At 73.1% G+C, this 26,707-nt stretch carries 24 protein-coding genes; 9 read left to right on the top strand and 15 right to left on the bottom strand.

Translation table 11 applies throughout. From position 1 onward, the window contains the following. Positions 1–45 precede the first annotated feature (45 nt). On the top strand, positions 46–1,395 hold the full coding sequence (locus IFT88_RS00435) for an FAD-dependent monooxygenase (protein ID WP_192119346.1): 1,350 nt from the start codon (positions 46–48) through the stop codon (positions 1,393–1,395). Between the two features lie 231 nt (positions 1,396–1,626). Here IFT88_RS00435 and IFT88_RS00430 read toward each other — a convergent pair whose 3' ends face one another. The 4 genes from IFT88_RS00430 to IFT88_RS00415 form a co-directional block, all read right to left on the bottom strand. After that, on the bottom strand, positions 1,627–3,066 hold the full coding sequence (locus IFT88_RS00430) for a PTS ascorbate transporter subunit IIC (RefSeq protein ID WP_446718814.1): 1,440 nt from the start codon (positions 3,064–3,066) through the stop codon (positions 1,627–1,629). An 8-nt stretch (positions 3,067–3,074) separates the two neighbouring features. Continuing rightward, positions 3,075–3,377, bottom strand: a complete 303-nt coding sequence (locus tag IFT88_RS00425) for a PTS sugar transporter subunit IIB (protein ID WP_043596598.1) — start codon at positions 3,375–3,377, stop codon at positions 3,075–3,077. Further along, positions 3,374–3,829: a PTS sugar transporter subunit IIA gene (locus tag IFT88_RS00420; RefSeq protein WP_137848180.1), complete on the bottom strand. Its 456-nt coding sequence runs from the start codon at positions 3,827–3,829 to the stop codon at positions 3,374–3,376. Before IFT88_RS00420 ends, IFT88_RS00425 begins: the two co-directional genes overlap by 4 nt. Before the next feature lie 112 nt (positions 3,830–3,941). Continuing rightward, entirely contained in the window at positions 3,942–4,673 is a 732-nt protein-coding gene (locus tag IFT88_RS00415) for a GntR family transcriptional regulator (protein WP_043596597.1), read from the bottom strand. 161 nt (positions 4,674–4,834) lie between these two features. Here IFT88_RS00415 and IFT88_RS00410 point away from each other — a divergent pair, with 161 nt between their 5' ends. Further along, the gene (locus tag IFT88_RS00410; RefSeq protein WP_192118279.1) at positions 4,835–7,000 is read left to right on the top strand and encodes a transketolase family protein; all 2,166 of its coding nucleotides are present in this window, start codon (positions 4,835–4,837) and stop codon (positions 6,998–7,000) included. A 135-nt stretch (positions 7,001–7,135) separates the two neighbouring features. On the opposite strand, the gene IFT88_RS00405 is transcribed toward IFT88_RS00410, so the two are convergent. After that, positions 7,136–8,281: a BMP family lipoprotein gene (locus IFT88_RS00405; RefSeq protein ID WP_192118277.1), complete on the bottom strand. Its 1,146-nt coding sequence runs from the start codon at positions 8,279–8,281 to the stop codon at positions 7,136–7,138. Positions 8,282–8,581: 300 nt separating this feature from the next. Then, entirely contained in the window at positions 8,582–10,192 is a 1,611-nt protein-coding gene (locus tag IFT88_RS00400; RefSeq protein WP_192118275.1) for an ATP-binding cassette domain-containing protein, read from the bottom strand. Between the two features lie 648 nt (positions 10,193–10,840). On the opposite strand from IFT88_RS00400, the gene IFT88_RS00395 reads away from it, so the two are divergent. After that, positions 10,841–11,332 carry a hypothetical protein gene (locus IFT88_RS00395; protein ID WP_056227872.1) on the top strand — a complete coding sequence of 164 codons (492 nt, stop codon included), beginning with the start codon at positions 10,841–10,843 and terminating at the stop codon, positions 11,330–11,332. Between the two features lie 84 nt (positions 11,333–11,416). On the opposite strand, the gene IFT88_RS00390 is transcribed toward IFT88_RS00395, so the two are convergent. Continuing rightward, positions 11,417–11,833 (bottom strand): hypothetical protein, encoded by a 417-nt coding sequence (locus IFT88_RS00390; protein WP_056227869.1) that lies wholly within the window; start codon positions 11,831–11,833, stop codon positions 11,417–11,419. Positions 11,834–12,037: 204 nt separating this feature from the next. Between IFT88_RS00390 and IFT88_RS00385 the strand changes: the two genes are divergently transcribed. Together IFT88_RS00385 and IFT88_RS17515 are read left to right on the top strand one after the other, a co-directional pair. Next, positions 12,038–12,691: a DnaJ family domain-containing protein gene (locus IFT88_RS00385; protein WP_082060133.1), complete on the top strand. Its 654-nt coding sequence runs from the start codon at positions 12,038–12,040 to the stop codon at positions 12,689–12,691. A 285-nt stretch (positions 12,692–12,976) separates the two neighbouring features. Further along, complete coding sequence (locus tag IFT88_RS17515) at positions 12,977–13,981, top strand: C40 family peptidase (protein ID WP_052505390.1); 1,005 nt, start codon at positions 12,977–12,979, stop codon at positions 13,979–13,981. A 515-nt stretch (positions 13,982–14,496) separates the two neighbouring features. On the opposite strand, the gene IFT88_RS00375 is transcribed toward IFT88_RS17515, so the two are convergent. Then, positions 14,497–16,125 (bottom strand): SulP family inorganic anion transporter, encoded by a 1,629-nt coding sequence (locus IFT88_RS00375; RefSeq protein ID WP_192118273.1) that lies wholly within the window; start codon positions 16,123–16,125, stop codon positions 14,497–14,499. Between the two features lie 100 nt (positions 16,126–16,225). Here IFT88_RS00375 and IFT88_RS00370 point away from each other — a divergent pair, with 100 nt between their 5' ends. Beyond that, positions 16,226–16,657 carry a MerR family transcriptional regulator gene (locus IFT88_RS00370; RefSeq protein WP_249408725.1) on the top strand — a complete coding sequence of 144 codons (432 nt, stop codon included), beginning with the start codon at positions 16,226–16,228 and terminating at the stop codon, positions 16,655–16,657. 10 nt (positions 16,658–16,667) lie between these two features. Here IFT88_RS00370 and IFT88_RS00365 read toward each other — a convergent pair whose 3' ends face one another. Beyond that, positions 16,668–17,738: a glycoside hydrolase family 6 protein gene (locus IFT88_RS00365; protein ID WP_192118269.1), complete on the bottom strand. Its 1,071-nt coding sequence runs from the start codon at positions 17,736–17,738 to the stop codon at positions 16,668–16,670. Between the two features lie 427 nt (positions 17,739–18,165). On the opposite strand from IFT88_RS00365, the gene IFT88_RS00360 reads away from it, so the two are divergent. Continuing rightward, positions 18,166–19,419, top strand: a complete 1,254-nt coding sequence (locus IFT88_RS00360; RefSeq protein ID WP_192118267.1) for a M23 family metallopeptidase — start codon at positions 18,166–18,168, stop codon at positions 19,417–19,419. 96 nt (positions 19,420–19,515) lie between these two features. Here the strand turns inward: IFT88_RS00360 and IFT88_RS00355 are convergent, their stop codons facing one another. Continuing rightward, the gene (locus IFT88_RS00355; RefSeq protein ID WP_192118265.1) at positions 19,516–20,448 is read right to left on the bottom strand and encodes a LysR family transcriptional regulator; all 933 of its coding nucleotides are present in this window, start codon (positions 20,446–20,448) and stop codon (positions 19,516–19,518) included. 71 nt (positions 20,449–20,519) lie between these two features. Here IFT88_RS00355 and IFT88_RS00350 point away from each other — a divergent pair, with 71 nt between their 5' ends. Beyond that, complete coding sequence (locus tag IFT88_RS00350; protein ID WP_056227852.1) at positions 20,520–21,491, top strand: EamA family transporter; 972 nt, start codon at positions 20,520–20,522, stop codon at positions 21,489–21,491. Here IFT88_RS00350 and IFT88_RS00345 read toward each other — a convergent pair. Beyond that, positions 21,481–21,957: a GNAT family N-acetyltransferase gene (locus tag IFT88_RS00345; RefSeq protein WP_199858852.1), complete on the bottom strand. Its 477-nt coding sequence runs from the start codon at positions 21,955–21,957 to the stop codon at positions 21,481–21,483. The genes IFT88_RS00350 and IFT88_RS00345 overlap by 11 nt on opposite strands. 214 nt (positions 21,958–22,171) lie before the next feature. Here IFT88_RS00345 and IFT88_RS00340 point away from each other — a divergent pair, with 214 nt between their 5' ends. Continuing rightward, positions 22,172–22,849, top strand: coding sequence for a ScbR family autoregulator-binding transcription factor (locus IFT88_RS00340; RefSeq protein WP_192118263.1), 678 nt, complete (start codon positions 22,172–22,174; stop codon positions 22,847–22,849). Between the two features lie 44 nt (positions 22,850–22,893). Here IFT88_RS00340 and IFT88_RS00335 read toward each other — a convergent pair whose 3' ends face one another. From IFT88_RS00335 to IFT88_RS00320, 4 genes are all read right to left on the bottom strand, one after another. Then, entirely contained in the window at positions 22,894–23,859 is a 966-nt protein-coding gene (locus IFT88_RS00335; RefSeq protein WP_192118261.1) for a hypothetical protein, read from the bottom strand. Next, positions 23,856–24,593, bottom strand: coding sequence for a response regulator (locus IFT88_RS00330; protein WP_192118259.1), 738 nt, complete (start codon positions 24,591–24,593; stop codon positions 23,856–23,858). Before IFT88_RS00330 ends, IFT88_RS00335 begins: the two co-directional genes overlap by 4 nt. After that, entirely contained in the window at positions 24,590–25,849 is a 1,260-nt protein-coding gene (locus IFT88_RS00325) for a sensor histidine kinase (protein WP_043593845.1), read from the bottom strand. The genes IFT88_RS00330 and IFT88_RS00325 overlap by 4 nt, the downstream gene beginning before the upstream one ends. A 166-nt stretch (positions 25,850–26,015) precedes the next feature. Then, entirely contained in the window at positions 26,016–26,636 is a 621-nt protein-coding gene (locus IFT88_RS00320) for a superoxide dismutase (RefSeq protein WP_043593847.1), read from the bottom strand. Between the last annotated feature and the right edge of the window lie 71 nt (positions 26,637–26,707).

The raw sequence follows: 26,707 nt of genomic DNA, 5'->3' as shown, positions 1-26,707 counted from the left end.
ATTGCCAATGACATTGATAATCAACCGGAGGAGCAATCCGTGACCATGCCCACCCCGCGCACCCGCGTCCTCGTCTCGGGCGCCAGCATCGCCGGTCCCGCCCTCGCCTACTGGCTCGATCGCTACGGGTTCGAGACGACGATCGTCGAACGGGCCCCCGAGCTGCGGACCGGCGGACAGAACGTCGACGTCCGCGGTGCGGGCCGCGAGGTCGTGCGCCGCATGGGCCTCGAGGGCGAGGTCCGCGCCGCCACCACGGGCGAGGTCGGCACCCGGTTCGTCGGGCCGACGGGTGGCACGGTCGCCGAGTTCCCCGCCGGAACCTCCGATTCGGGAGGCGCGACCGCCGAACTCGAGATCCTGCGGGGGGACCTCGCGCGGCTCCTCGTCGGGCGTACCAGGGGCGACGGTCAGGGTCGTGGCACCACGTACCGCTTCGGCGATCGCATCACCGGCATTCGCGAGGACGACGGGGCCGGGGTCGAGGTGGGGGCCGCCGGCCCCGCAGCCGATGCCGCCACCGGAGGCGACCCGACGACCACCGAGGCCTCCACGCCCGTCGGCACCGCGCCTCCCGGGTCCGGCGCGCGGGGCGTCGTCGTGTCCTTCGAGCACGCTCCCGACGAACGCTTCGACCTCGTGGTCGCCGCCGACGGCATCGGCTCGTCGACACGGCGCCTGGTGTTCGGCGACGAGCCGACGATCCGATCGCTGGGGCTCGAGACCTCGTACGCGACGATCCCGCGGACGGCCGCCGACGACGACTGGTGGCGTTGGTACAACGCCGCCGGGGGTCGCTCGATCACCCTGCGGCCCGACGCCCACGGGACGATCCGCGCCGCGATGTCGTTCGTCACCGACCGCACCCGTGAGCGGGGCGGGGCCGAGCGCCGCACCGTCGCAGAGCAGCGGGCCCGACTGCACGAGATCTTCGACGACGCGGGGTGGGAGGCCCGACGCGTGCTCGACGGCTTCGACCACGCCGACGACCTCTACTTCGAGTCGATCGGGCAGGTGCGGGCGCCGCGATGGTCGACGGGACGGGTCGTGTTGCTCGGCGACGCCGCGTACTGCGCCTCGCCGGTGAGCGGCATGGGCACGAGCCTGTCGCTGGCCGGGGCCTACGTCTTGGCCGGCGAGCTCGCCTCCCACCGTCACCACCGTGACGCCTTCGCCGGGTACGAGCGCCTGATGCGTCCCTACGTCGAGCAGGCGCAGCGGCTGCCGCCGGGGGTGCCGCGGGTCGCCAACCCGACGTCCCGCGCCGGCGTCGCGCTGTTCCACGACGGGGTGCGGCTCGCGTCGACCCGGGTCGCGGGTCGGCTCGGGGCGCGCTTCTCCACCCCGCCGGCGGACGCGCTCGACCTGCCCGACTACACACATCTCGAGCCCTGACGCCCTGACGTTTCCGTCGAGTGGTCCCGAATCGTCCTTCGCCCCGTCGGGAAGGACGATCTCGGACCACTCGACCGAGCAGTCGGGACGAGGAGGCGCGGTGCAGGCGTCCGACGGAGGGTGCGGACACGCGCGGCGGACACGCACGTGCAGAACGGGCGGGTCCGGGCGAGGCGGGCGTCCGAAGACGACCGCTCACACCGGACCCGCCCGTCCTGGCGGGAGGTCGGCCTAGCGAGCCGAGGCGGTCTCGCCGACGCGCGTGCCGTCGGCGTCCGTCGGAGCGTCGCCCGCGTCGTCGCCGCCGTCGCGGCCACCGGCCCGGCGGGCACGAGCCCGCACGAACAGGCTCGACGCGTACACCAGCACGAGCGACGCGAGGATCGCGACGATGACGGCGATCTGGCCGCCGGCCAGGCTGATCTGACCGAACAGGATGCCGACCACGCCGTAGTCCGAGTCGGAGAAGGTCGAGTTCGACAGTCCGATGTCGCCGAGCACCGGCAGCAGGAACAGCGGCAGGAACGTGATCGCGAGACCGTTGGCGAAGGCACCGAGCACGGCACCACGTCGACCACCCGCGGCGTTGCCGATGACGCCCGAGGCGGCTCCGGTCATGAAGTGGGCGACGACGCCCGGGATCACGATTGCGGTGCCGGCGAAGATCATCACCGACATGCCGACGATGCCGCCGACGAAGCTCGCGAGGAACCCGATCAGCACGGCGTTGGGGGCGAAGGTGAACGTGATCGGCACGTCGAGTGCGGGGATCGCGTTCTTGACCAGGCGCTCGCTGATGCCCTTGAACGCGGGCACGATCTCGGCCAGCACGACGCGCACGCCGGCGAGGATCACGAAGACGCCCGCCGAGAAGGTGGCGGCCTGCATGACGACGTAGACGATGTAGTTCTGGCCGTCGCTCAGCTCGGTCTCGACGAACGCCGACCCGGCGAACAGGGCGACGATCACGTAGATCACGGCCATCGACAGCGCCACGATCACCGTGGTGTCGCGGAGGAATCCGAGGCCCTTCGGGAACGTGATGTCTTCGGTCGACTTCGACGGCGTGCCCTTGCCCCGGGTCAGCGTGGCGACCAGGCCGCTCAGGGCGACGCCGGCACCGCCGGTGTGGCCGAGGGCGACGTCGTTCGAACCGGTGACCTTGCGCATGAAGGGCTGCACGATCGCCGGCGACAGCGTCGTGACGAGACCCTGCAGCAGCGCACCCCAGAGCACGACGCCCCACACCGGGAACCCGGCGACGCCGAGGATCACGGCGATCATCGCGGCCATGTAGAAGGCGACGTGACCCGAGAGGTAGATGTACTTGAAGTGCGTCGTCGCGGCCAGCAGCACGTTGACGATGAACCCGAAGAAGAAGATCAGCGCCGCGGCCGACCCGTAGTCGAGCAGCACCTGACCGACGATGGCCTCGTTGTTCGGCACGACGCCCTGGACGTCGAACGCCTCCTGGAACATGGCGCCGAACGGGTCGAGCGAGGCGACGACCACGCCGGCACCGGCGGCCAGCACGAGGAACCCGACGAGGGTACGCACGGTGCCCTTGAGCACGTCGCTGAACGCCTTGCGCTGCAGCAGCAGGCCGACGAGCGAGATCAGCGCGACGATGATCGCGGGCTGGCGGAAGACGTCCAGCAGGACGGAGAGCACGCCCTCCATCAGTTGGCCCCGGCGTCGGGCACGGTGACGCCCTTGCGGATCGCGGTCTCGCGCACCTTGGTGCGCAGCTCGGCCAGGTCGATGATGCTGTCGAGCACCACGACGTCGCCGAGGCCGCCGACCGAGTCGGCCAGGTCGGCGCCGACGAAGATGACGTCGGCGGCACCCGGGCCGACCGAGCCGAGGTCGGCGTGGTCGACGTCGACCCCGGTGATGCCCTGCTCTTTGAGGACCTTCTCGATGTTCATGTGGACCATGAAGCTCGAACCGAGGCCCGAGCTGCAGACGGCGAGGAATTTCATGCGTTCTGTCCGATCTTGGTGAGGACCGCCAGGGTGTCGGCGGGGGTGGAGGAGGCGAGCAGCTCGGCGCGGAGCGTCTCGTCGGAGAGCAGGGTGGCGAGGGCCATCATCGTGTCGAGGTGGCTCTGGGGGTCGGTCGCGGCGAGGCAGAAGAAGAGGTCGATCGGGTGCGCGGGTTCGTCGTTCAGCAGCACGGTCTCGCCGACGCGCAGGCTCGAGAGCCCGGTGCGCTCGACGCCGTTCTCGGGTCGGCTGTGCGCGAGGGCGATGCCGAAGCCGAGGTCGATGTACGTGCCGCCCGCGGCGATCGAGTCGGTCATCGCCGCGACGTAGTGGCTGCTGACGGCGCCGCTGTCGAGCAGGGGCTGCGCGACGCGTTCGACGGCGTCGCGCCAGCCGTCGACGCGGTCGGCGAAGAGGATGGTCTCGGGGGTGAGGAGGTCGGTCAGCACTGTCGTTCCTGGTGGGGGTCGGTGACGTCGGCGTCGGGACGGGCGTCGGTGGTCGTGGTGGTCGGGAGGGGTTCAGGAGGCGCGGCTCGGCGGACGAGGCGCACCCGGTCGGTCAGCCGTGCAGGCCGAAGAAGATCTCGCTGTTCTGCGGGGTGAAGTGGCTGGTCCCGTACGCGACGGCCCGCTCGTCGCCGTCGAACACGGTCGACGCGATCTTCAGCAGGGTCGTCCCCAGGGGGACGTCGAGCTCGTCGGCGTGCAGGGTGCTCGCGCCGTCGAGCGAGACCAACAGGTCCTGCCGGGCGAGCGTGACGCCGTGCTCGCGGTCGAGGTGCCCGTAGAGCGAGCCGTCGGTGAAGTCGACGGTCGCCGTCTCGGGGAACAGCGCGTACGGCAACCAGGTCACGACGAGGTGGTGCAGCGAGCCGTTGACGAAGCGCAGGCGGGTCAGTTCGACGACCTCGTCGGCCGAGTTGATGTCGAGGTGGCTCGCCACGGTCTCGCCGGCCCGGACGACCTTCTGGTCGAGCACGCGGGTGCTGACCGCGAAGCCCTCGCCCGTCTGCTGCGCGTGGAAGCCCTTGACCTCGTCGGCGAAGCGCTCGCGGTAGTGCAGGCGGTACTGCGGCTCGGTGACGAAGGTGCCCCGGCCGTGCTCGCGCACCAGGTGGCCGTCGGCGATCAGGCCGTCGACCGCGTGCCGCAGCGTGATGCGGCTGACGCCGTACTCGTCGCACAGCACGGGCTCGGCGGGCAGTTGCGATCCGGGCTCGAGCTTCTGGATGCGGGAGAGCAGGTGCTCGCGCACGGCCACGTACTTGCTCGTGCCGCTCGTGGTGCTCATCTGGTGCCTCCGCGCCGTTGCTGAAGTGGGTGGTGCCCGACCGACGTCGACAGGGCGTCGAGTCGTCAGGTCGTCAAGTCGTCATGATGACTTCGACGAGGGTACGTCTCGCCGACCACGGGTGCAAGTCGGCAGTCGTCTTGATTCATCATGACGTCCTGATGACCGACGGTACGGTCGTCGGAGACCAGCCCGTCCCACCCCGAACCGGAGCCCCCCACGTGACCCATGCTGTCAATCAGGCCACTCTCGACGCCGCCGCCGTCACCACCGCCCGCCTGCTCGCCCTCGACGCCGTCGAGCGTGCCGGGTCCGGCCACCCGGGGACGGCGGCCGCGCTGGCCCCCGTCGCGCACCTCCTCTTCCAGAAGCACCTGCGGCACGACCCGCAGGCACCCGACTGGGCCGGCCGCGACCGGTTCGTGCTGAGCTGCGGGCACGCGAGCGTCCTGCTCTACACGCAGCTGTTCCTCACCGGCTACGACGTGTCGCTCGACGACCTGAAGGCCTTCCGGTCGTTCGGGTCGCGCACCCCCGGCCACCCCGAGCTCGGCCACACCCCCGGCGTCGAGACGACGACCGGGCCGCTCGGGCAGGGCCTCGCCACGGCAGTCGGCATGGCGATGGCGATGCTGCACGAGCGTGCCGTCAACGACCCCGACGCCGCCCCCGGCGAGTCCGTCTTCGACCGCCGCGTCTTCGTGCTCGCGTCCGACGGCGACCTGCAGGAGGGCCTCTCGTACGAGGCCGGCGCGCTCGCCGGGCGGCACCGCCTCGGCAACCTCACCGTGATCTACGACGACAACGACATCCAGATCGAGGGCGACACGAGCCTCACCTCGAGCGAGAACGTCGGCGCCCGGTTCGCCGCGCAGGGCTGGCGCGTCGACCACGTCGGGCTCGCCTCGGACGGCGACGTCGACGTCGAGGCCCTCGACGAGGTGCTCTCGACCACCGACCGCCGCGGCGACCGCCCGCACCTCGTCGTGCTCAAGTCGCAGATCGCCTGGCCCGCCCCGAACGCCCGCAACACCTCGGCCTCGCACGGCGCCCCGCTCGGAGCCGCCGAGGTCGCCGCCACCCGGGTCGAGCTCGGCGTCGACTCCGAGCCCTTCACCGTCGACGACGCCGTGCTCGCCCACACCCGGTCCGTGCTCGAGCGCGGCCGGGCCGCCCGCGAGGCCTGGCAGGTCGCCGCCGACGCCTGGGAGCTGGACCACCCCGCGGCCGCCGCCGAACTGCGGCGCTCGCGGTCGCGCACCCTGCCCGCGGACCTCGGGTCGCGCCTCCCCGTCTTCTCGCCCGGCGACACCCTCGCCACCCGGGACGCGTCGGGCAAGGTCATCCAGGCGCTCGCCGAGGCGCTGCCCGAGCTGTGGGGCGGGTCGGCCGACCTCGCCGAACCCAACCGCACGGCGATCGCAGGAGGCGCGTCGTACCTCCCCGAGGAAGCCCCCGGCACCGGCCGCGCCGGTCGCAACGTCCACTGGGGCGTGCGCGAGGGGGCGATGGCCTCGGCCATGAACGGCATCGCGCTGATCGATGGGTCGCGGTTCTTCGCCGGGACGTTCCTCGTGTTCAGCGACTACCAGCGCCCGGCGATCCGGCTGGCGGCGCTCATGCAGCTGCCGGTCACCTACCTCTGGTCGCACGACTCGGTCGCCCTCGGCGCCGACGGCCCGACCCACCAGCCGATCGAGCACCTGGCGAGCCTGCGCGCGATGCCCGGGTTCTCGGTGGTGCGCCCGGCCGACGGTGCCGAGACGGCCGCGGCGTGGCTGGCGATCCTCGAGAAGGACGGTCCGGCCGGTCTCGTGCTGGCCCGCCAGCCGCTGCCGGTCGCGGCGACTCCGGCCGACGTGGTGCTCGCCGGCGTGCGCCGCGGGGCCTACGTGGTGCAGGACGCGCCGGCTTCGGCCGGTGGCTCGGCCGGTGGCTCGACCGACGGGGGCACGCCCGACGTGGTCGTCGTCGCCACGGGCAGCGAGGTCGCCCTCGTGCTCGAAGCCGTCGCGCGGATCGACGACCTCGCCGTGCGCGTCGTGTCGATGCCCTGCCGCGAGTGGTTCGACGCCGAGCCCGCCGAGTACCGCGAGCAGGTGCTGCCCCGCGCGGTGTCGGCCCGGGTCGTCGTCGAGGCCGCCGCGAGCTTCGGCTGGGAGGGCGTCGCCGGCCCCGACGGCGTCGTCGTCGGCATCGACGAGTTCGGCCTGTCGGCCCCCGCGGCCGACGCGCTGCGCGAGCGCGGCATGACGACCGACCGCGTCGTCGCCGCGGTGCGCGCCGCTGCCGCCCGGGCCGCGGTCGGCCGCGCCGCGAGGGCCTGACCTGGTCCGATGCCGGAACGGGCGAGTTCGGCGTCGCCGGGCGCTCAGGAACGCCCGGGTCACGCGAACCCGCCCGCCTCGAGGAGGCGCGGTGCGACATCTCGCGCACCGCGCCTCCCGGGGGCCGGGCCCGGCCTACGGCTGGCTGGGCGAGGTGACGGTGACGGCTCCGCTGGCGATCTGGTCGCGCAGGGCGTCGAGCTCGGACGACAGCTCGGGGCTGACCGACGACGCCAGGTCGTGGAACGGCGCGAGGCCGACGCCGCCGTTGTCGAGCGTGCCCACGTAGGGCTCGTTGGTGAACGAGTCGTCGGTCGACGAGACGGCGATCTGCTGGACGGCCTTCTCGGTGTCCTTGATGACGCTGGTCAGCAGGATCGGCCGGTACTCGGCGGGCAACGTGTCGTAGCCGTCGTTGTCGACCCAGATGACGTCGACGCCGCCCGTGGCGAGTGCGGCCGACGCCGCCCCCTCGCCGACCTGCCCGGCCACCGGCATGATCACGTCGGCGCCCTGGTCGATCAACGCCTGGGCGAGCTGCTTGCCCTTGTTGACGTCCTCGAAGTCGCCGGTGAACGAGCCGTCCTGCGCCTCCTTCGACCAGCCGAGCAGCTGCACGCTCGTGCCGTGCGCGGCGTTGTAGGCGTCGACGCCGTCCGCGAAGCCGTCCATGAACAGGGTGACCGGGGGCTGGTTGCCGCCGCCGAAGGTCGCGACCTTGCCCGTCTTGCTGACGCCCGCCGCGAGGTAGCCGGCGAGGTACGAGGCCTGCGCGGTGTCGAAGAGGATCGGCTTGACGTTCGGGGCCTCGACGGTCTCGTCGACGATGGCGAAGTCGATGTCGGGGTTGGCCTTCGCCTGCTCCTCGGTGGCGGGAGCGAGCTCGTAGCCGACCGTCAGCACGAAGCCGCAGCCCGAGTCGACGGCCTGCGCGACGTTCGGGGCCAGGTCGTTCTCGGTCGTCGAGACGAGCACGCGGGCCTGGATGCCGTCGTCCTTCTCGGCCTTCTGCAGGCCGGCCCAGCTCGACTGGTTGAACGAGCGGTCGTCGAGCCCACCCGAGTTCGTCACCATGCGGGCGCAGTCCTCGCCCGCGGCGGAGGTGCTGGCGCCTCCCTCGGCGGGGGCGCTGGCACAGCCCGCCAGCAGTGCGAGACCGGCGAGGCCGCCGGCGACCCCGAGGAGGCGCGGGTGGCGGAGGCGGGACGACGAGCGGTCCCCGAGGCGGGCGGCCCCGAGGCGTTCTGCCGGGCGTGCGGACGTGGCGGGGTGGACGGACATGAGGCGGGACCTCCGGGAACGGGTGTGCTGTGGGGTGCCGGCGGTGCGGGCCGGACGGGTGGACACAGTCAACTGCCTGCGGGCCGCCGTGCCAAGCGTGTGACGGGGGCGGGCTGCGTCGGCGGGCCGACCCGCGCCTCCTGTGTTCGCCCGTCCGGCCCGCGCCGCGCCTCCCGCGCTCCCCGCCAGGAAATGGTCACAGCGCCAGGACTAGTCGTGGTGCCGTGACCATTTCCTGGCGTCGTGCGGCGGGCTGGCGGCGAGGGCGGGACGGCGGGCTGGCGGGCGGGTGCCCGGGGCTCAGCCGACCTCGACCCGGGCGTCGAGCCCGAGCCGCTCGAGGAACTCCTCGTCGTGGCTGACGATCACGAGCGCCCCGCGGTAGCCGCGCAGCGCCTGGAGCAGGTGGTCGGTGCTCGCCATGTCGAGGTCGTTCGTCGGCTCGTCGAGCACCAGCAGCTCGGGCGGAGGGTCGGCGAGCAGCAGTCCGGCCAGCGCGACCCGGAACCGCTCGCCGCCCGAGAGGGTCGAGGCGAGCCGGTCCACGACGTCTCCCCGGACGAGGAACCGCGCGAGGCGGTTGCGCACCTCGCGCGGGGGAACCTCCGGTGCAGCCCGCCGCACGTTCTCGAGCACCGTGAGCGCGTCGTCGAGCGAGTCCTTCTTCTGCCCGAGGTGGGCGACCCGGGCGGTCAGGGTGACGGCGTGCGTGTCGGGCAGCGAGTGCGGCCGCGCGTCCGGCGCGCCGACGAGTTGCTCGAGCAGCGTCGTCTTGCCCGACCCGTTGTCGCCGACGACGGCGATGCGCTCCACCCCCTGGACGACCACGGTGCGGCCGCGCACGGTCAGCTCGGCGAGGCGCCGGGACGCCGGGACCGCCGGGTCCGGCAGGTCGACCACGATCGTGTCGTCACGACGCAGGCGTCGTTCGGCGGTGTCGACCGCGACCCGCGCCTCCTGCTCGGACGACGCGTGCGCCCTGCGCAGCGAGCCCGCCGTCGCCTCGGCCTGGCCGCGCAGCTGGTTCGCCATGATCTTCGGCATCGATTCGCCGGCCTTGGCTCCGGCCTTGGCCCGCCGCGCGATGGTCGTCTCGGCCTCGATGCGCTGCCTCCGCTCGGCCTTGAACACCTGCTCGGCGGCCCGGACGTCGCGCTCGGCCGCCGCCTGCAACACCGCTAGCTGCTGCTCGTAGGCCGACCAGGTGCCGCCGAACACGGTCATCGAGCCGTCGCGCAGCTCGGCGATCTCGTCGACGTGCTCGAGCAGCTCGCGGTCGTGGCTGACGACGACGAGCGCCCCGCGCCAGCGGTCGACCACGTCGAGCAGCAGGCCGCGAGATCGTCGGTCGAGGTCGTTCGAGGGTTCGTCGAACACGGCGATCGGCCGACCCCGCAACCGCACGCCGGCGATGGCGACGAGCACGGCCTGCCCACCGGACAGCGTCGACACCGGGCGGTCGAGGACGGTGGAGGGGCCGGTGCCGATGCCGGTGCCGCCGTCGAGGTGGCCCAGCCCGACGTCGGCGAGGGCCGCGGCGGCGCGCGACTCGACGTCCCAGTCGTCGGCGAGCAGCTCGAACTGCCCTTCGGTCGCGTCGCCGGAGAGGATCGCCCGCAAGGCGAGGAGGCGCGGGCCGACCCCCAGCAGGCCCGCCACGGTGTCGCCGGCGCGGGACCGCAGCCGTTGCGGCAGCAGGTCGACCTCGCCGGTGGTCGTGAGGCGTCCGCCGGTGGGGACGAGGTCGCCGGTGACGAGCCGGACGAGCGTGGACTTGCCGGCGCCGTTCGCACCGACGAGGCCGGTGCGGCCACGCCCGAACGCGGTCGACAGGTGGTCGATCACCCCGGAGCCGTCGGGCCAGGAGAACGAGAGGTCGGAGAGGACGATGGAGGGTGTGGTGGTGGGCACGAGGGCTCCCGGTGGATGGTGTCGGAGCACGACGACCACCCGTCCCTCGCCGGCGACGGAGGTCGGCTGCGGCGGGGGAACGACCCGGCAGGGGGCGCGGCGCCTCGAGCGAGGCGGCGCCCGGTTCACGGGGCGGGCGGGAGTGTCGTCAGTGCGAGGGCGACTGCTGCGCGAGGGGCGCAGTACCGGTGATGAGACGCAACGCTCTGCCTTCTGTGCGGTGGGCCCCCGTGCCCGCGAGGGCGGTCGACCGGCCGGTGTGTCGGCCGCACCGGTGCCTGCTCTCGCGACGGGGTACCCCGCCACGGTAGGTCGTGCCCACGCCGGTCCGCAAGGGGCGGGTGTCGGCCGACCCGCGCCTCCTGCGCTCGCCGCCACGAGATGGACACCGCGCCAGGACTGGTCGTGGCGCTGTGACCACTTCCTGGCGTCGTGCGAGATGGCGAACTGCAGCGCGCCTCCTGCCCTCGCCGCCACGAGGTAAACATGCCGCCACCTTTTTACGTGGCGGGCTGTTTAGTTCGTGGCGGGCTGGCGGGCTGGTGGGCTGGCGGGCTGGCGGGCTGGCGGGCTGGCTGGCGGGCTGGCGGTGGCGGCGGGGGGCCGGCGGGTGCGGCGGCGTCCAGGCGGGCGGGGCACACTGTCGGCATGTACCGAGGCCTGCCGACCATCTCGTTGCCCGAACCCGAGCGTCCGCCGTTCGTCGACCGGCTGCGGCGTGCCCTCGACCTGGCCGCCGCGGAGGAGAGCGGACGCCTGCGGGTCGTCCACTCGTGGGTCGGCGACGAGGTGCCGGGTGGTGCGATCCGTCGTGCCGGCTGGCAGTCGCGCGTGCTGACGATCACGGGCCCACGGCGGGCGCCGATCGACGTCTGGTTCGACGCCGACGACGGCGACGTCAGCGTGATCGGCGACGTCTCCGTGCCCGACTGGTCCCTGCACGACGCCGCGGCCGAGTCCGCCTGCCTCGCGGCGTCCGGCCAGTTGCTCCACGACCTCGCCGCCGGGCGCCTGCCCCGCGGTCGCCGCTCGGACTTCGTCCGGTCGAGCACCGTGCTCGCCCTGCTCGGTGCCGGGGCCGTCGTCGGCGCGGTCGTCGTCGACGTGCTGCGCGCCCGGGGTCGGGGCCGCTCGGCCTGACGACCCGCGCCTCCTGCCCTGACGACCCGCCCCTCCTGACCTGACGACCCGCGCCTCCTCGAGAGGTCGCGGGGGCCGGTACGCCTAGCGGGCGTGCCGCTCGAAGAACGCCGTCGACGGCGGCACGAGCATCAGCAGGCAGGCGATCAGGGCACTGACGACGGACGCCCACTCGAGCACCCCGCCGCCGCTCGCCCCGCTCACGCCGCCCAACACCTGCAGGATGGTCAGCACGAGCAACACGGTGCGCGCCCAGCGGCGGCCGTCGCGCATCGACCGCACGACGGCGAGCTGCACGAGGGCGACGACGATCGCGAACACCCCACCGGCGATGTCGGCCCCTCGCGGGTTCGCCAGGGCCCCGCCGGACGTCGACACCCGTGCCGGCCCGCCGAACAGCATCAGCAGGACGGCACCGACGACGGCCAGGGCGACCACGACGATCCACAGGACGTACGCCGCAGAGATCGTGCGGGGGGCGGGTGGGGCGGCGTCGCGCATCGGGCCTCCTCGGACGGCGGGCGAGGCCTCCAGGGTAGGCCCGGCCACCGTCGGTGGTGCGGCGTACCCTCGACGCCACGAACCCCGAAGAGCACGAACGAGCAGTTTACGAACGGGCAGTGCGCGAACGGGCAGAGCACGAACGAGCCGAGGGGACGGTGGGGCACCGCCTGCCGCCCACGACGAGCGCAGGAGGCACGGCGCATGGACCGAGAACCCGAACGACGACCGCAGGGTCGCGACCACCGCGTCGACGCGGCCCGCTACCGGGTCGACGGCGACGTGCCGAGCGACGACGCGCCTCGCGACACCCGCACGGCGGCCGAGATGCGAGCCTGGGCCCGAACCGCCATCGACCTGGCGATCGCCCGCGGCGAGTTCGACGACCTGCCGCTCGCCGGCAAGCCGCTGCCCGGGCTGGCGGCGGGCACGGTCGACCCCGACTGGTGGCTGCGCGGCCTGATCGAACGCGAGGGGCTCACCGGGCTCGCGCCTCCGGCCCTGTCGTTGCGGGCCGAGAGCACCGGGTTGCACGCCGAGCTCGACCGGCTGCGCTCCGAGGCCGCCGTGCGGTCGCACCTCGACGACTTCAACGCGCGCATCGTCGAGGCGAGGCGCCAGCTGTCCGGGGGCCCGCCGGTCGTGACGCCCACGCGGGACGTCGACGGCGAGGTGCTGCTGTGGCACGAGCGGCGCCAGGCGCGTCGGGCCGCCGAGGCCGCGGCCGTGCCGCCCCCGCCCCCGAGCTGGCGTGAGAGGCGTGCGCTGCGGCGCGAGCTCAAGCGGCGTCGCGGGGTGCCGGGCCCGTCCACCGAGCAGGGTGACCCGCACTCACCCGACGAGAGCTCACCCGCATGATCCCGTGACCGATTCGTGATCTTTTTCCGACGACAACTACACCTCGAGGATGATGCGCGCTAGGGTCGAGTGTTCGCACCACCCCCAGACGAGAGGACCGCACGCGTGACGAAGCCCGCCTCCCCGACCTCTCCGGATCAGGGTGGCGCGACGGCTGGTCACGTCGAAAGTGCTGGCCAGAACCTCGCTGGTCAGAACCCCACTGGTCATGACGGTGCTCGGCCGCTCGGTGAGCGTTCGGCCCGACTGGCCCTCGAGCGTCGCGAACGCCGTGCCCGTCGCGACGTGCTACCGACCTCGCACCGCGAGTCCTTCGTCGAGTGCGCCGCCCTCGTCGGTGCCGCCGAGGCCGCGGTCGCCCCGCGCGTCCGGCCCCGACGCGCCGACGCTCCGGTCCGGACCAGCCCGCTGCTCGGTCTCGAGGAGTCCGCGGCGACCGAGGCCGCTCGTCCTGCCGTCGCCGCCCGCGCCTCCTCGGCCACCGCTCACCCCGCGCCTGCCCGTCCCTCGCGTCGCGCTCGCCGTGCCGCGGTCGTGGCCGCCCGTCCGGTGTCGCCGACCCGTGGTGCCGCCGGTCGTGCCGGTGCCCCCGGTCGTGCCGGTGCGGCGCGCAGCGTCGGCACCGCCGTGAAGAAGCTCTCCATCGTCACCGCGATCGTCGGTTTCGCCGCCAGTGGCGTGCTGCCCCTGCTCGCGACCACCGGCGACGAGGCCCAGGCCGTCGCCGCGGGTGCGTCGGCGCGATCGTCGCTCGGCTCGCAGACGCTGTCGGTCGACACCGCCTCACTGGCCGACGAGTCCGACGAGACCGCCCGCGACGCCTACTCGGCCACGTCGATGATCGACGTCGTGACGCAGAACCTGCAGAACCGCAAGGCCGCGGCGAACACGACCTACGAGGGCCCGACCACGGCCGACTACCTCGCGAACCCGCTCTACCCCGAGCTCGACCGCGACCAGGTGCTCGCCGTGGCGCTGCAGTACATCGGCACGCCGTACGTGCACGGCGGCGAAGACCCCTCGAAGTTCGACTGCTCGGGCCTGATCACCTTCGTCTACGCGCAGTTCGGCATCAAGCTGACCCACTACGTTCCGACGCAGAACACCGAGGGGCGCACGATCCCCGAGTCCGAGGCCGTGCCCGGCGACCTCGTCGTGTTCGACAACCTGGCCCACGACGGCATCTATGCCGGCAACGGCATGATCCTCGACGCCCCGAAGCCCGGCGGCTTCGTCGACGTCCGCCCGATCTGGAACCAGGCGCACCACTTCGTCCGCATCGACGGCTGAGCCGGGCCCTCGGGCCTCGGCCGCCTCAGGTCGCCGCGTGCCCTGAGGTGACGACCCGCGCGTCCGGGAGTCGTCGTCCTCGGGTGGTGGCCCGCGCCTCCCGGGGGGTGGTCGTCCTGATGTGGTGAGCCGCACCTTCGGGGGTGGTCATCCTGCGGAGATGAGCCGCGCCTCCGGGGGTGGTCGTCCTGCGGTGGTGATCTGCGCCTCCGGGTGTGGTCGTCCGCGGGTGATGACCCGCGCCTCCCGGGGTCCGCCTTCCGGGAGGTCCGCCTGCGGCACGTCAACGGCGGCGTGCCGCGTGTGCAATTCCCGACCTGCGACGTGCCATCTCGCGTGCCGAACCCGACAACCGGCCGGCGCCGCGCCGCTCATGTTCGTCCAGGGCCGGTCGTCCGGTCGCGGTTGTCGCGATTTGAACACCAGAGCGGGGCGGCGGGCGACACCAGAGCGGGACGGCGGGCGACGGGGGCGCAGGGTCAGGAGGCGCGGGTCGGGCGGCCGACGCGGGCGCGCTACCCGAGGCGGCCGGTGAGGCGGCCGTGGAAGGCCTCGCTGCGGTCGTCCAGTCCGACGAACGTCGCCGTCACGCCGTGCGCCCGGAACTTCTCGTCGACCGAGTCGAGGGCCGCGACGCTCGACGCGTCCCACACCTGGGCGCGGGACAGGTCGACGGTGACCGCCTCGGGGTCGTCTCCGTAGGAGAAGTGCTCGACGAGGTCGTTGCTGCTGCCGAAGAAGAGGGGGCCGATGACGTCGTACCGCACCGTCTCGGGGGACGGGGGTCCGTCGAGGCCAGCTGCCGCACCTCCTGCGTTCGAGGCGTCCGAGGCCTCCGCGACGCGAGAACCGGCCTCGGTGCCGCCCACGGCACCCGGCGTCACGTGCCGCTCGACCGTGATCACGTGGGCCACGCGGCGCGCGAAAAGCACCATCGCGAGGAGCACGCCGACCGCGACGCCGAGGGCGAGGTTGTTCGTCGCGACGACCACGGCGACCGTGACCACCATGACGAGCGTCTCGGGCACGGGCATGCGGCGGAGGGTCGACGGCTTCAGCGAGTGCCAGTCGACGGTGGTGATCGCGACGATCATCATGACCGCGGCCAGCGCCACCATCGGGATCGTCGACATCACGGCGCTCAGCCCGGTGACCAGCAACAGCAGGAAGAGCCCGGCCGCGATCGTCGACACCCGCGTGCGGGCCCGCCCGATCTTCACGTTGACGACGGTCTGGCCGATCATGGCGCAGCCGGCGATGCCGCCGTAGAAGCCCGCCGCGATGTTCGCGACGCCGAGCGCCCAGGACTCCTTGCCCTTGTGCGACGGGGTCTCGGTGAGGTCGTCGACGAGCTTGGCGGTCAGCAGGGTCTCCATCAGGCCGACGAAGGCGACGCTGAGGGCGGTCGGCCAGATGATCTGCAACGTCTCGAGGGTGAACGGGGCGAGCCACGGGGTCAGGCCGGGCAGGCCGCCGCCCATCGGGCCCTCGTCGCCGACGGTGTGCACGTCGAGGCGGGCGGCCACGGCGATGACCGTCACGACGACGATGGCGACCAGCGGCGCCGGCACGGCCTTCGTCACCTTCGGCAGCAGCACGACGATCGCGATGGTCAGGACGAACAGCGGGTACACGACCCACGGCTGGTCGATGATGTGCGGCACCTGCGCCACGAAGATCAGCACACCGAGCGCGTTGACGAAGCCGATCATGACCGAGCGGGGGATGAACCGCATCAGCCGGGCGAGACCGGCGAGCCCGAACGCGAGCTGCACGAGCCCGGCGAGGACGACCGTCGGCAGCACGTAGTCGGTGCCGTGCTCGCGCACCAGCGGCGCGATGACGAGGGCGACCGACCCGGCGGCGGCGGTGACCATCGCGGGGCGGCCGCCGAGTACCGACATGACGAGCGCCAGCACGATCGACGCGACGAGGCTGACCATCGGGTCGACCCCGGCGATCACCGAGAACGAGATGACCTCGGGCACGAGGGCGAGCGTCGTGACGACGCCGGCCAGGGCCTCGCGGGTCAGGAGGCGCGGGTCGCGCAACACGGAGAGCACCGTGTCGGCGGGGCGGGCGGGGCGGACCGACCGCGCGGCGGGTTCAGGGCGCGCGCGGTCGGAGTCGGGGGCAGTGGTCACGGGGGACTCCTGGGGTGTGCGGAAGAATGAGGGGAGCCGGCGACACTGCCGTACGATGCAACCCTACCCTTACGTGAGGGTAGAGATGAAACGAGACCTCATGCCCGACGAGACCGCCACGATGCAGATCGGCGAGCTCGCCGACCGCACCGAGATGTCGCTGCGCACGATCCGCCACTACGACGAGGTCGGTCTGCTGACGCCGTCGGGCCGCAGCGAGGGCGGGTTCCGGCTCTACACGCACGACGACTACCTGCGGCTCATGGTGATCCGACGCATGAAGCCGCTGGGGTTCAGCCTCGACGAGATGGCCGAGCTGCTGCGGGTCGTCGATGCGCTCGACGGCGGGGCGGGCGACGCGGCCGGGGCGGGCGAGGCCGGGGCGGGCGACGAGGGTGACGGGCGCGACCAGGCGACCCGCGCCTCCTTGGCGGCGTTCGTCGACGAGACCGTCGAGCGTCGCGCGAAGCTCGAGCGACAGCTCGCGATGGCCGACGAGTTCCTCGAGCTGCTGCGCGCCCGCCTGCGCTGAGCGCCGCGCGTCAGCTGCGGGCCCACTCAGGGCGGCGGTCGACGAGCATCTCGGCGTACGACGGGTACCACTGGCCGGCCGGGGGTCCGTCGTTGCAGGCGCCGTCGCTGATGCCCGGCGTCTTGACCCAGAGCAGGGCGTCGAGGCGGCCGTCGTTGGACACCACGCGGGGGTCCTGGCCGAGGCCGACGTCCTCCGGATTGCACCAGGTGCCCTTCCAGCCGCGGCCGTTGCGGGACACGTCGATCACGTAGCGGCTGCCGCCCGTCATCGCGGCGACCTCCTCGGCGTAGGGCTGCTCGTCGCCCACGGGGTAGAAGCCCGCGACGTTGGTGAAGAAGCCCCGGGCCTGGTCGACGCCCGCCGCCTGGAGTCGCTCGGCCATCACCTCGGGCTGCACCCAGTGCGAGTTGCCGCCGTCGAGGTAGGCGGGCACGCCGGCCGCCGCGAAGTCGGCGACGGCCTGCTTCAGCAGGGGGAGGCGCGTGTCGGCCAGCTGCGGACACCGGCTCAGGATGCCGAGCGAGTCGGGTTCGACGATGACGACGGCCCGGTGCCCGGCGAGGGTGGCCGCGATGGTCGCGTTCCAGGCGGGGTAGCGCTCGACGGACAGGCCGCCGGCCGAGTAGTTGCCGCAGTCCCGATCGGGGATCGCGTACGTGACGAACACCGGCGTCGCGCCCTGCTCCTCGGCGGCGGAGAGGTAGTCGGTGATCACCTTCACGAGCTGGGCGTCGTCGTAGCCGTCGCCGATCCACATCGCGACGGGACGCTCGGCGATCAGGGCCGCGGCCCGGGCGGCGTCCGTCTCTCCGTCGGCGCTCAGGGTCGCCTCGGCCCGCACCGCCAGCGAGTTCGGCTCGAGCGCGATGCCGCCGTGGAAGACCGTGCCGGACGGAGCCGTGCGGATCGTCTCGGGCGTCACCCGGGTCGCCTGCGACGTCGGGGTCGGGCTCGGAGTCGCCGACCCGTCGGACGGCGTCGGCCGGGTGGTGTCGCCCGACGAGCAGGCGGTCAAGAGGACGACGGCGGCCGCGGCGAGCAGGCCGAGGGTGGTCCGGGCCGGTCGGGACGATGCCATCTGCGCCTCTCTCGGCGCAGTCGGGGGTGCTGCCCCGACGGTGGTGGAAGGGACAGTCGACCACGGATGCGGCCGCGGGCACAGGGGCCGAAAGGGGGACACGGCCGTACCTCGCGGGCACCGGGACCCCCGCCTCTCGCCACCGCGGGGGCGGCACCGCGGGCCGCACCGCGTCGCCACGGCGTCGACGTCTCGTCCCCAGGTCGTCGACGACCCCGAGGAGGCGCGGTGCCGGGTGCCCGCGCTGGCTCGGTCCCCGCCCGCCTCGGTAGGGTGGGTGGTCCGCGAGGCCCGAGCGCGGACGCCCCTGCACCGCGGCGCACCCCCGTCCTCACCGGACGGGTCGTGCGCATCAGACAGACAGAGAGCCATGCACCACTCGGTCCGCCCCGTTCCCTTTTCGTTCCGCCCCGTTCCCTCCCGGGGCATGCTCCGTCGCACGCCGGTCGTCGCCGTCATCGTCGCGCTGGCCATGCTGGCCGCGCTCCTCCTCCCCGAGCGGGCGACCGCCGCCGCTCCGACCTGGCAGGCCGTCCTCGCCGCCCGCGACGACGAGTCGGCCAAGAAGAAGGCCCTCGCCGACCTGCAGACCGCGCTCGACGCCGCGTCGGCCCGTGCCGAGGCCGCCCACACCTCGGCCGACGAGGCCGGACGCGTGCTGGGCGAGGCCCAGGCCGCCGTCGACGAGGCCACCGCCCGGCACGAGCAGCTCGAGACGCGTCGGGCCGAGGCCCGTGAGACGGCCGACTCCGCACGACAGGTCGTCGGCCAGGCCGCCGCGCTGATGGCCCGCCCCGGCAGCGGGGGACTGGTGGGCGACCTGCTCGCGGCCGGCGACGACGCGCAAGAGGTGCTCAAGGGGCTGAGCCTGTCGAGCAAGCTCGGCGAGAACATCGGGCGGCTGCGCGAACGGGCCCAGGCCGCCGACAACCTCGCGACCTCGCTGGCCGACCAGGCCGCCGTGGCGCTCGCCGAGCGCGACCGGCTCGCGGCCGACGCCCAGACCGCGCTCGACGACGCGGCCGCGGCCAGCGTGACGGCCGAGGCCGACCTGGCCGCCGTCGACGACGAGAAGGCCACCCTCGCCGCGCAGGTCGCCCTGCTCGAAGACGACCGCATGACGCTCGAGCAGGCCTACGCCCAGGAGCAGGCGGCCGCGGCGGCCGCCGCTGCCGCTGCTGCCCGCCCCGCCCCGGCCGCCGGTGGCGGCACCGGTCCCGTGGCGCCCGGCACCGGAGGACCCGGCCCGGGCGTCACCGTGCCCGATCCGGGCACCGGGTGGGTCGCGGCCATCCGCTCGTACAGCTCGTACCAGGCCTACGGCTATCGCATCCACCCGATCACGGGCGATCGTCGACTCCACGCGGGCGCCGACTTCGGTGCGGCCTGCGGCACGCCGATCTACTCGGTCTCGGCCGGCCGCGTCAGCTACGCCGGGCCGTCGAGCGGCTACGGCAACCTGATCGTCGTGGACCACGGCGGAGGGGTCAGCAGTGCCTACGCCCACATGGAGCGGAACGGCATCTACGTCTCGGTCGGCCAGCAGGTCCAGGCCGGCCAGAACATCGCCGGCGTCGGCACCTCGGGCGGCTCGACCGGCTGCCACCTGCACCTCGAGGTGCGGCAGGGCGGCGTCCCGACCGACCCCGTGGTCTTCCTCGCGTCGAAGGGCGTCCGCTGACGACCGTCGGGCGTCAGCTGCCGTGAGGCGGGCGTGTTCGGCGGTTCCGGGCGTCCGCATCCGACCGTCTCCGCCGAACTCGCCCGCCGTCGCGCGCTAGTCGGCCGCGCCCGCCAGGTCGTCGTGCACCTGGATCGACGCGGCCTCGGCCCGGATCTCGTCGACCACGGTGCGGACGGCCGGGCGGACGGCCCGGTCCGGTCGCATCAGGGCCTCGAGATGGCGCCCGGCGCGGACGTTCTCGAGCGTCGCCAGGTGGAACCTTCCGGGCGCGCGCGACGCGGACGTGTGGCGGGGCACGAGTGCCACCCCGTGCCCCGCGGCGACGAGGTTCTCGATCAGGGGCAGGTGCACCGTGCGGTGGACGACCTCGGGTGCGACGCCCGACTGCAGGGCCATCGACACCAGCACGCGGTCGATCGGGTAGCCCTCGGGCACGCCGATCCAGGGCTCGCGGATGACGTCGTCGACGGCCACCCGACTGTGGTCGGCCAGTCGGTGGCCGAGGGGGAGGGCGACCTCGAGGGGCTCGCGCAGCAGCGACACGACGGTCGTCGATGCTCGGCCCGGCGGCAGCACGCCGTCCGACCGGTGGGCGAGCACCACGTCGAAGTCCGCCGTCAGCGGGGCGAACTCGTCCTCGGAGACGTCGCGGTCGGCCACGTCGAGCTCGATGCCCGGGTGCGATCGCATGCGGTGCAGCACTCCGGGCAGCAGGAGCTCGGCCGCCGAGGCGAACACGGACACCCGCACCACGCCACCCGTGCCTCCGCGGACGGCGTCGAACGCCGCCTCGGCCTCGGCGACCGCGGTCGCGACCCCCACCGACGCCCGGGCCAGGGCGTGGCCCTCGTCGGTCAGCACGACGCCCCGGCCGGCGCGACGGACGAGCTCGACCCCGAGCTGGCGCTGGAGCGTCTTCAGCTGCTGCGACACGGCGCTGGGCGACCGGTGCGTCGCGGCCGCGACGGCGGTGACGCTGCCGCGGTCGGCGAGTTCTCGCAGCAGGTCGAGGTGGGTGAGGTCCATGAAGGCAGCCTACAAAGATGTCGCAGCAATCTGCGCTGGTCCTGAACGGTCCGGCACGCCACGATGGACCGGTGACCGTCCGCGACCGCCTCCTCGCCCTCGTCGTCGCCGTGTGCTGGGGAATCAACTTCCCCGTGACGGCGATCGCCCTCGAGCACTTCCCGCCGTTCCTGCTCGTGGCGCTGCGCTTCACGTTGCTCGCGGTGCCGACCGTGTTGTTGGTGCCGCGTCCGGCGATCCCGTGGTCGCGCCTCCTGCTGGTGGGGGCGACGCTCGGCATGCTGCAGTTCGCGTTCCTCTACCTCGGCATCGCGGCGGGCATGCCCTCAGGGCTCGCCTCGCTCGTGCTGCAGGCCTCGGCCCCGTTCACCGTCGTGATCGCCGGCTTCTGGCTCCGTGAACGCATCACCCGTCGGCAGGCGATCGGCATCGGCATCGCCGTCGTGGGGCTCGTCGTCATCGCGGGCCACCGGTCGCAGGTCGCGGCGCTGCTGCCCGTCGTGCTGACGCTGTGCGGCGCGCTCGGCTGGGCGATCGGCAACGTGGCCGTCCGACGGGCCGCCCCGCCGAACCCGATGCACCTGACGCTGTGGATGTCGATCGTCGCTCCGGTGCCGATGCTCGCCCTGTCGTTCGTCGTCGAGGGCCCCGAGCGCATCGGCGAGAGCCTCGGCACGGTCCTCACGCTCGAGGCGTTGCCGTCGGTGCTCTGCCTGCTCTACCTCGTGCTGATCGCCTCGGTCGTCGGCTACGGCATCTGGACGCGCCTGCTCTCGGTCTACCCCTCGGCGACCGTCGCACCGTTCTCGATGCTGGTGCCCGTGGTCGGCGTGCTGGCCTCGTGGCTGGCGTTCGGCGAGGTGCCCGACCTGGTCGAGCTCGTCGCCGGCGTCGCGGTGGTCGGCGGTGTGCTCTACGCCAGCCGCGTGCCGAGGGCCCGCGCCCGCGATGGCGACCCCGAGGAGGCGCGGGTCGCCCCGCCCGAGCCGGTGCCCGTCCCCGAGACCGGCACCGCGCCTCCCGGGTCGCCCCTCAGGCGGTGACGGGCTTCTTCATCTGCACGGCGGTCGTCTCGTAGCCGAGCGACTCGTAGAGGTGGCGGGCGACCTGGTTGTAGCCGAACACGTTCAGGCCGAGGGTCTCGGCGCCGTGACGGGCGGCGGCCTGCTCGGCGAGGAGCATCGTCGCCCGGCCGAGTCCGGCGCCGCGGTGGGCCTCGTCGATCTCGACGTCGAAGACCCACCAGTCCGACGAGCCGGGCACGCGGGGTGCGATCCAGAGGATGCCGACGGGCTGACCCGGCCGGGCGTCGTCGATGACGTCGTAGACGAGGTGCCCCTCGGCCGGCGCCCCGTCGGGAAAGGCCTCGCCGAACGAGCGTCGGGCGGCCTCGGCGGCCTGCTCGGGGGTCTCGCCGGCGAGCACGCGGGATTTCTCGTACTCGGCGGTCGAGCGCCGCATCCAGGGCACGAGGCGGGAGGTGGGCATGGGCACGAGGCTGAGCGTCATGACCGCACGCTAGCGCGCCGTGACCAGGCGCGGCACGCGACGTCACGAGCCGCAGGCGGACAGGTCGGTCGTACCCCGAAACGCTTCGCCACGCGTACCCCGGCGGCTGTCGGAGGGCGCAGGTCGCCCCGGTAACGTGTGCAGCGGCCGGCGGGGGGCGGCCGTGCGATGCCTCACAGGGGCACCGTCTCGACCCGCAGGAGAAACCCACCCGATGCCCCAGCAGAAACGCGCCCAGGCGACCCGCGCCGCCATCATCCGAGGGGCCGCCGTCGTCTTCGACGAGCACGGCTACAGCGAGGCCTCGCTCGACCTCGTCGCCGAGACCGCCACGGTGACCAAGGGTGCGCTCTACTTCCACTTCCGCTCGAAGGCCGACCTCGCGAACGCGGTCATCGCCGAGCAACACGCCCTCTCGCGGGCCTACGCCGACCAGGTGTCCGAGACCGCGGGCAGCGGTGCCGAGGCGCTCATGCTCTCGTGTGCGTCGCTCGCCACGCAGCTGACCACCGAGGTGCTCGTGACCGCGGGCATCCGCCTGACCACCCAGTCGCCGAGCCGCGACCTCCGGGTCGAGCACCCGTACCTCGACTGGCAGGCCCAGATCTCGGGTCTCGTCGAGCGGGCGGTCGCCGACGGGGACTTCCGTGCCGACACCGACGTCGAGAGCGTCGCCCGCTTCGTCGTCGGGTCGTACGCCGGCGTCCACATCGTGTCGCAGGCCCTGACCGGCCGGGCCGACCTCTTCGACCGGCTGCGCGACATGTGGGCCTTCGTGCTGCCGACGGTCGTGGCCCCCGGGCACGAAGGCCTGACCAGCTCGTTGCCCCCGCTGATCAGGCCGTCGGATGTGCCCCCGCCCCCCGACGTGTCCTCTGTGCACCCAGGTTAGATACTGGCCGACCGGTTTTCCAGTCCCCTCAAGGAGGGGGCCGGTCAGGACGACGGCCGCGGTGGGGTGAGCTCCGTCAGCACCTGCCGGATCGTGGCATTGTCGGCCGCGAGGGCCGCGGTGTCGATCTGGGACAGGAGCTCACCGTCGTCGTGCGGCACGGTGAGTTGCCGCTGCCACTCGGCCTCGTAGAGGGCGTCGCGGTAGCCGGAGGACTCACGGCACCGGGCGTCGGCCGTCGCGATCTCGATCTCGTCGTCGGTCGGTGACGTGCTCGAGTCGAGCGTCTCGAACCGGTCGGCCATCTCGAGGGTCGGCATGCCCGACGGGTCGGAGGCCACGTCGCCCACCCGGGCGTCCTGCATGCACCCGCGCCAGTCGTCCCAGGTCGCGGTCACCGTCGGATCGTGGCGGGCTCCTTCGAACGCGGCGTTGTTCAGGCGGACGAGCGACTGGGCGCGGTTCGAGTAGTCGTCCAGTGACGGCACCGTCCCGCGGGCGCGCTGCACGCAGGTGTCGAACCGGGCGGACCTCTCGGCCGTCCAGGGCTGCGACGAGAACTCGGACCAGGCGGCCGCCCCCGCGTCGATGACCGACAGGGCGTGGTAGCCACGGGTCTCGGCCGTCGCCAGGTCGAAGGCCCGGAGTCGCAGCGAGCCGTTCATCGACAGCTCGCCCGCCCGGTCGCCCGCCGCCACGTCCCGCCACGGCACCACGAAGTCGTCGTGGCCGGCCGCGACCATGCACTGCTGCGCGACGAGCAGGAGGGCGTAGGACGACGACGTCTCGCCGACCGGCACGTATCGGTCGAGCGGCATCGTCCACGCGTCGACGTCCTTCGCCGGCAGGTCGGGCAGGGCGTAGGCGGCGTTGGCCGGGATGCCGTAGGCGACGACGCCGGCGACCACCGCGACCACGGCTGCGAGCGTCACGCGTTTCGCGCGTCGCTGTCGAGGCGAGACGCCGCCGGGCGGGACGTCGCGGGTCGGGACGGTCTTCTCGTCGGTCATCGCGTGGCCCCCTCGTCGTCGCGGGCCGGGCCCACGAGGTCGTTCTCGTAGGCGAAGACGACGATCTGCACGCGGTTGCGCATGCCGAGCTTCTGCAGCACGGCGCGCACGTGGCTCTTGACCGTCGCCTCGCTGAGCCACGCGCTCTCGGCGATCTCGCCGTTGCTCAGGCCCCGTGCCACGAGCAGGAAGATCTCGCGCTCGCGGGGCGAGAGCACCTCGAGCGGCTCGGTCCGCCGCTTCGGCGACGGGGTCGGCACGGCGAAGGCGTGCACGACGTCGAGAGCGGCGGCCGCGGTCGGCACGGGCTCGCCGGCCGCTGCCGCGCGGATCGTCGTCAGCACCTCGTCGGGCGTTGCGTCCTTGGTCAGGAAGGCGTAGGCCCCGGCCTTCAACGCGCTGAACACGGCCTCGTCACGCTGGATCGTGGTCAGGGCGACGACGCGCGGGGCCGAGTCGGGGTCGGTGCCGGCCGCCGCCACGATGCGCGTGGTGGCCTCGAGGCCGTTCATCACGGGCATGCGCAGGTCCATCAGCACGACGTCGGGCCGCTCCCGCTCGACCAGGGCGACTCCGGCCGCCCCGTCGACGGCCGTGCCGACACAGATCAGGTCGGCTTGCGCCTCGATCAGCATCTGCAGCCCCGAGGCGAACAGGGGCTGGTCGTCGACGACGACCACCCTCACGAGGGCAGGAGGCGCGGTGCGCGTCGTCGCGGTCGTCACGTCGGTCATGCGGGTTGCTCCGTCCAGGACTGCAGGAGTCCGATCGGTTCGGGAGTCGGCAGGAAGGAGGTGACGACGAAGACGCCGTCGTCGCCGAGCTCGGCCGTCAGCCAGCCGCCGGCGAGCCGGGCACGTTCGGTCATGCTGGCGATGCCGGTGCCCCGGCCGGTGCCGCGGCGGGCGGCGACGAGCGGGTCGTCTCCCGAGGACGTCACCAGCAGGGCGAGGCCGGGCCCCCGCCAGTCGAGTGCGACGTCGACCGTGCTCGACGAGCCGGAGTGCTTGAGGGCGTTGGTCAGGCTCTCTTGCACGATGCGGAAGACCGCGAGCTCTTGCGAGGGCAACAACTCGGTGGCGTCGCCGAGGTGCCGCAGGGTCACGGTCATGCCCACGTCGCGCATCGTCGTCGCGAGCCGGTCGAGGTCGGCGAGGGTCTCGCGAGGCGTGACGTCGTCGGCGTCCTGCTGGATGCGCTCGACCAGATGCCGCACGTCGACCAACGAGGTGCGGCCGACGTCCGCGATCGTCCGCAGTGCCTGCTCGACGACCTCCGGGCGGGTCGCCGACAGCGCCAGGGCGCCCTGCGCCTGGGACACGACCACCGCGAGCGAGTGGGCGAGGGCGTCATGCACGTCACGGGAGATCCGCGCACGGTCGTGGGCGAGGCGCAGCTCGAAGTCCGTCTCGTGGAAGCGTGTCTCGGTCCGTTCGAGCACCAGCCCGATGCGGCGTACGCGCAGCACGCTCGAGAGGAAGATGCCGACGGCCCAGGCCGCGGCCGCGGCGCCGAAGAGCGAGGCCGCCAGGGTGATCACGTCGGTCTTCGTGCCTTGGCCGCCGCCGACCCACGACGACCAGACGTACGGCCGTGCGAGGGTGGGCACGGCCATCGCGATCGCGGCCAGCCCCGAGGCGAGGCCGGCGGCGGCCAGCGCGACCAGCCGCACGGCGATCGACCGGGCGAACGCGGCGAAGAACGCCACGAACGCGATGGCCAGGTACGTGGGCCACGTGGTGTCCGTCGGGGGCTGCACCCAGCCGGCGAGCTGCAGGGCCGGGATCGCCACCGTCAAGCCGATCGAGGTCCACGGCATCCACACCGCGAGGCCGACGGCCAGGCCGAAGAGGCCGAACAGGACGACGTTCTCGACGATCTCGCCCCGGCCGGCCTCGGCGATCGTCCACAGCAGCACGAAGACCGCGGCGGCGACGGGGGCCGCGAGGCGCGGCACCCAGGTGCGCAGGTCGTCGGGGATGGTGTCCATGTCGACGACCGTAAGGCGTCGCCGACCGGCCGCGCGCGCCTCCTGCGGGGTTTTCATCCTTGAGGACGAACGCACCTCGGTGGGGACGAGCCGTCGGGCCCCCGGGACGCGGCGACGGCGCGCCCCGGGATGGGGACGCGCCGTCGGCGTGGTGCGGGTGGAGCGACTAGAGCGTGATCAGACCGTCGGTCTTGGTCGTCGCGGCGGCGAGGCGGGCCTCGACGTTGCTCCAGTTCACGATGTTCCAGAAGGCCTTGACGTAGTCGGCGCGCACGTTCTGGTAGTCGAGGTAGTAGGCGTGCTCCCACACGTCGAGCATCAGCAGGGGGACGAGGCCGAACGGCACGTTGCCCTGCTGGTCGAAGAGCTGGAAGACGCTGAGGCGCTGGCCGAGCACGTCGTAGGCGAGCACCGACCAACCGGAGCCCTGCACGCCGAGCGCCGTGGCGGTGAAGTGGGCCTTGAACTTCTCGAGGTCGCCGAAGTCGCGGCCGATGGCCTCGAGCAGGTCGCCGGTGGGCTCGCTGGTCTCGGGGGTGAGGTTCGTCCAGAAGATCGAGTGGTTGACGTGGCCACCGAGGTTGAAGGCGAGGTCCTTCTCGAGCTTGTTGACGTTCGCCAGGTTGCCGGTCTCGCGGGCCTCGGCGAGGGCGGCGTTGGCCGTGTTCGCACCGGTGACGTACGTGTTGTGGTGCTTGGAGTGGTGCAGCTCCATGATCTTCGCGCTGATGTGCGGCGCCAGAGCGGAGTAGTCGTAGGGCAGATCGGGCAGGGTGTACTCAGCCATGTGGGGTCCTTTCGAATTGACCTGCATCCACCGTACGACCTCCACCCATGCCGGGGTCAACGTTCTCCCAG

The sequence above is a fragment of the Frigoribacterium sp. CFBP 8751 genome (assembly GCF_014841545.1).
Lineage (GTDB): Bacteria > Actinomycetota > Actinomycetes > Actinomycetales > Microbacteriaceae > Frigoribacterium.
The sequence above is the reverse complement of the archived record's forward strand: the minus strand, read 5'-3'. Positions and strand labels throughout refer to the sequence as shown.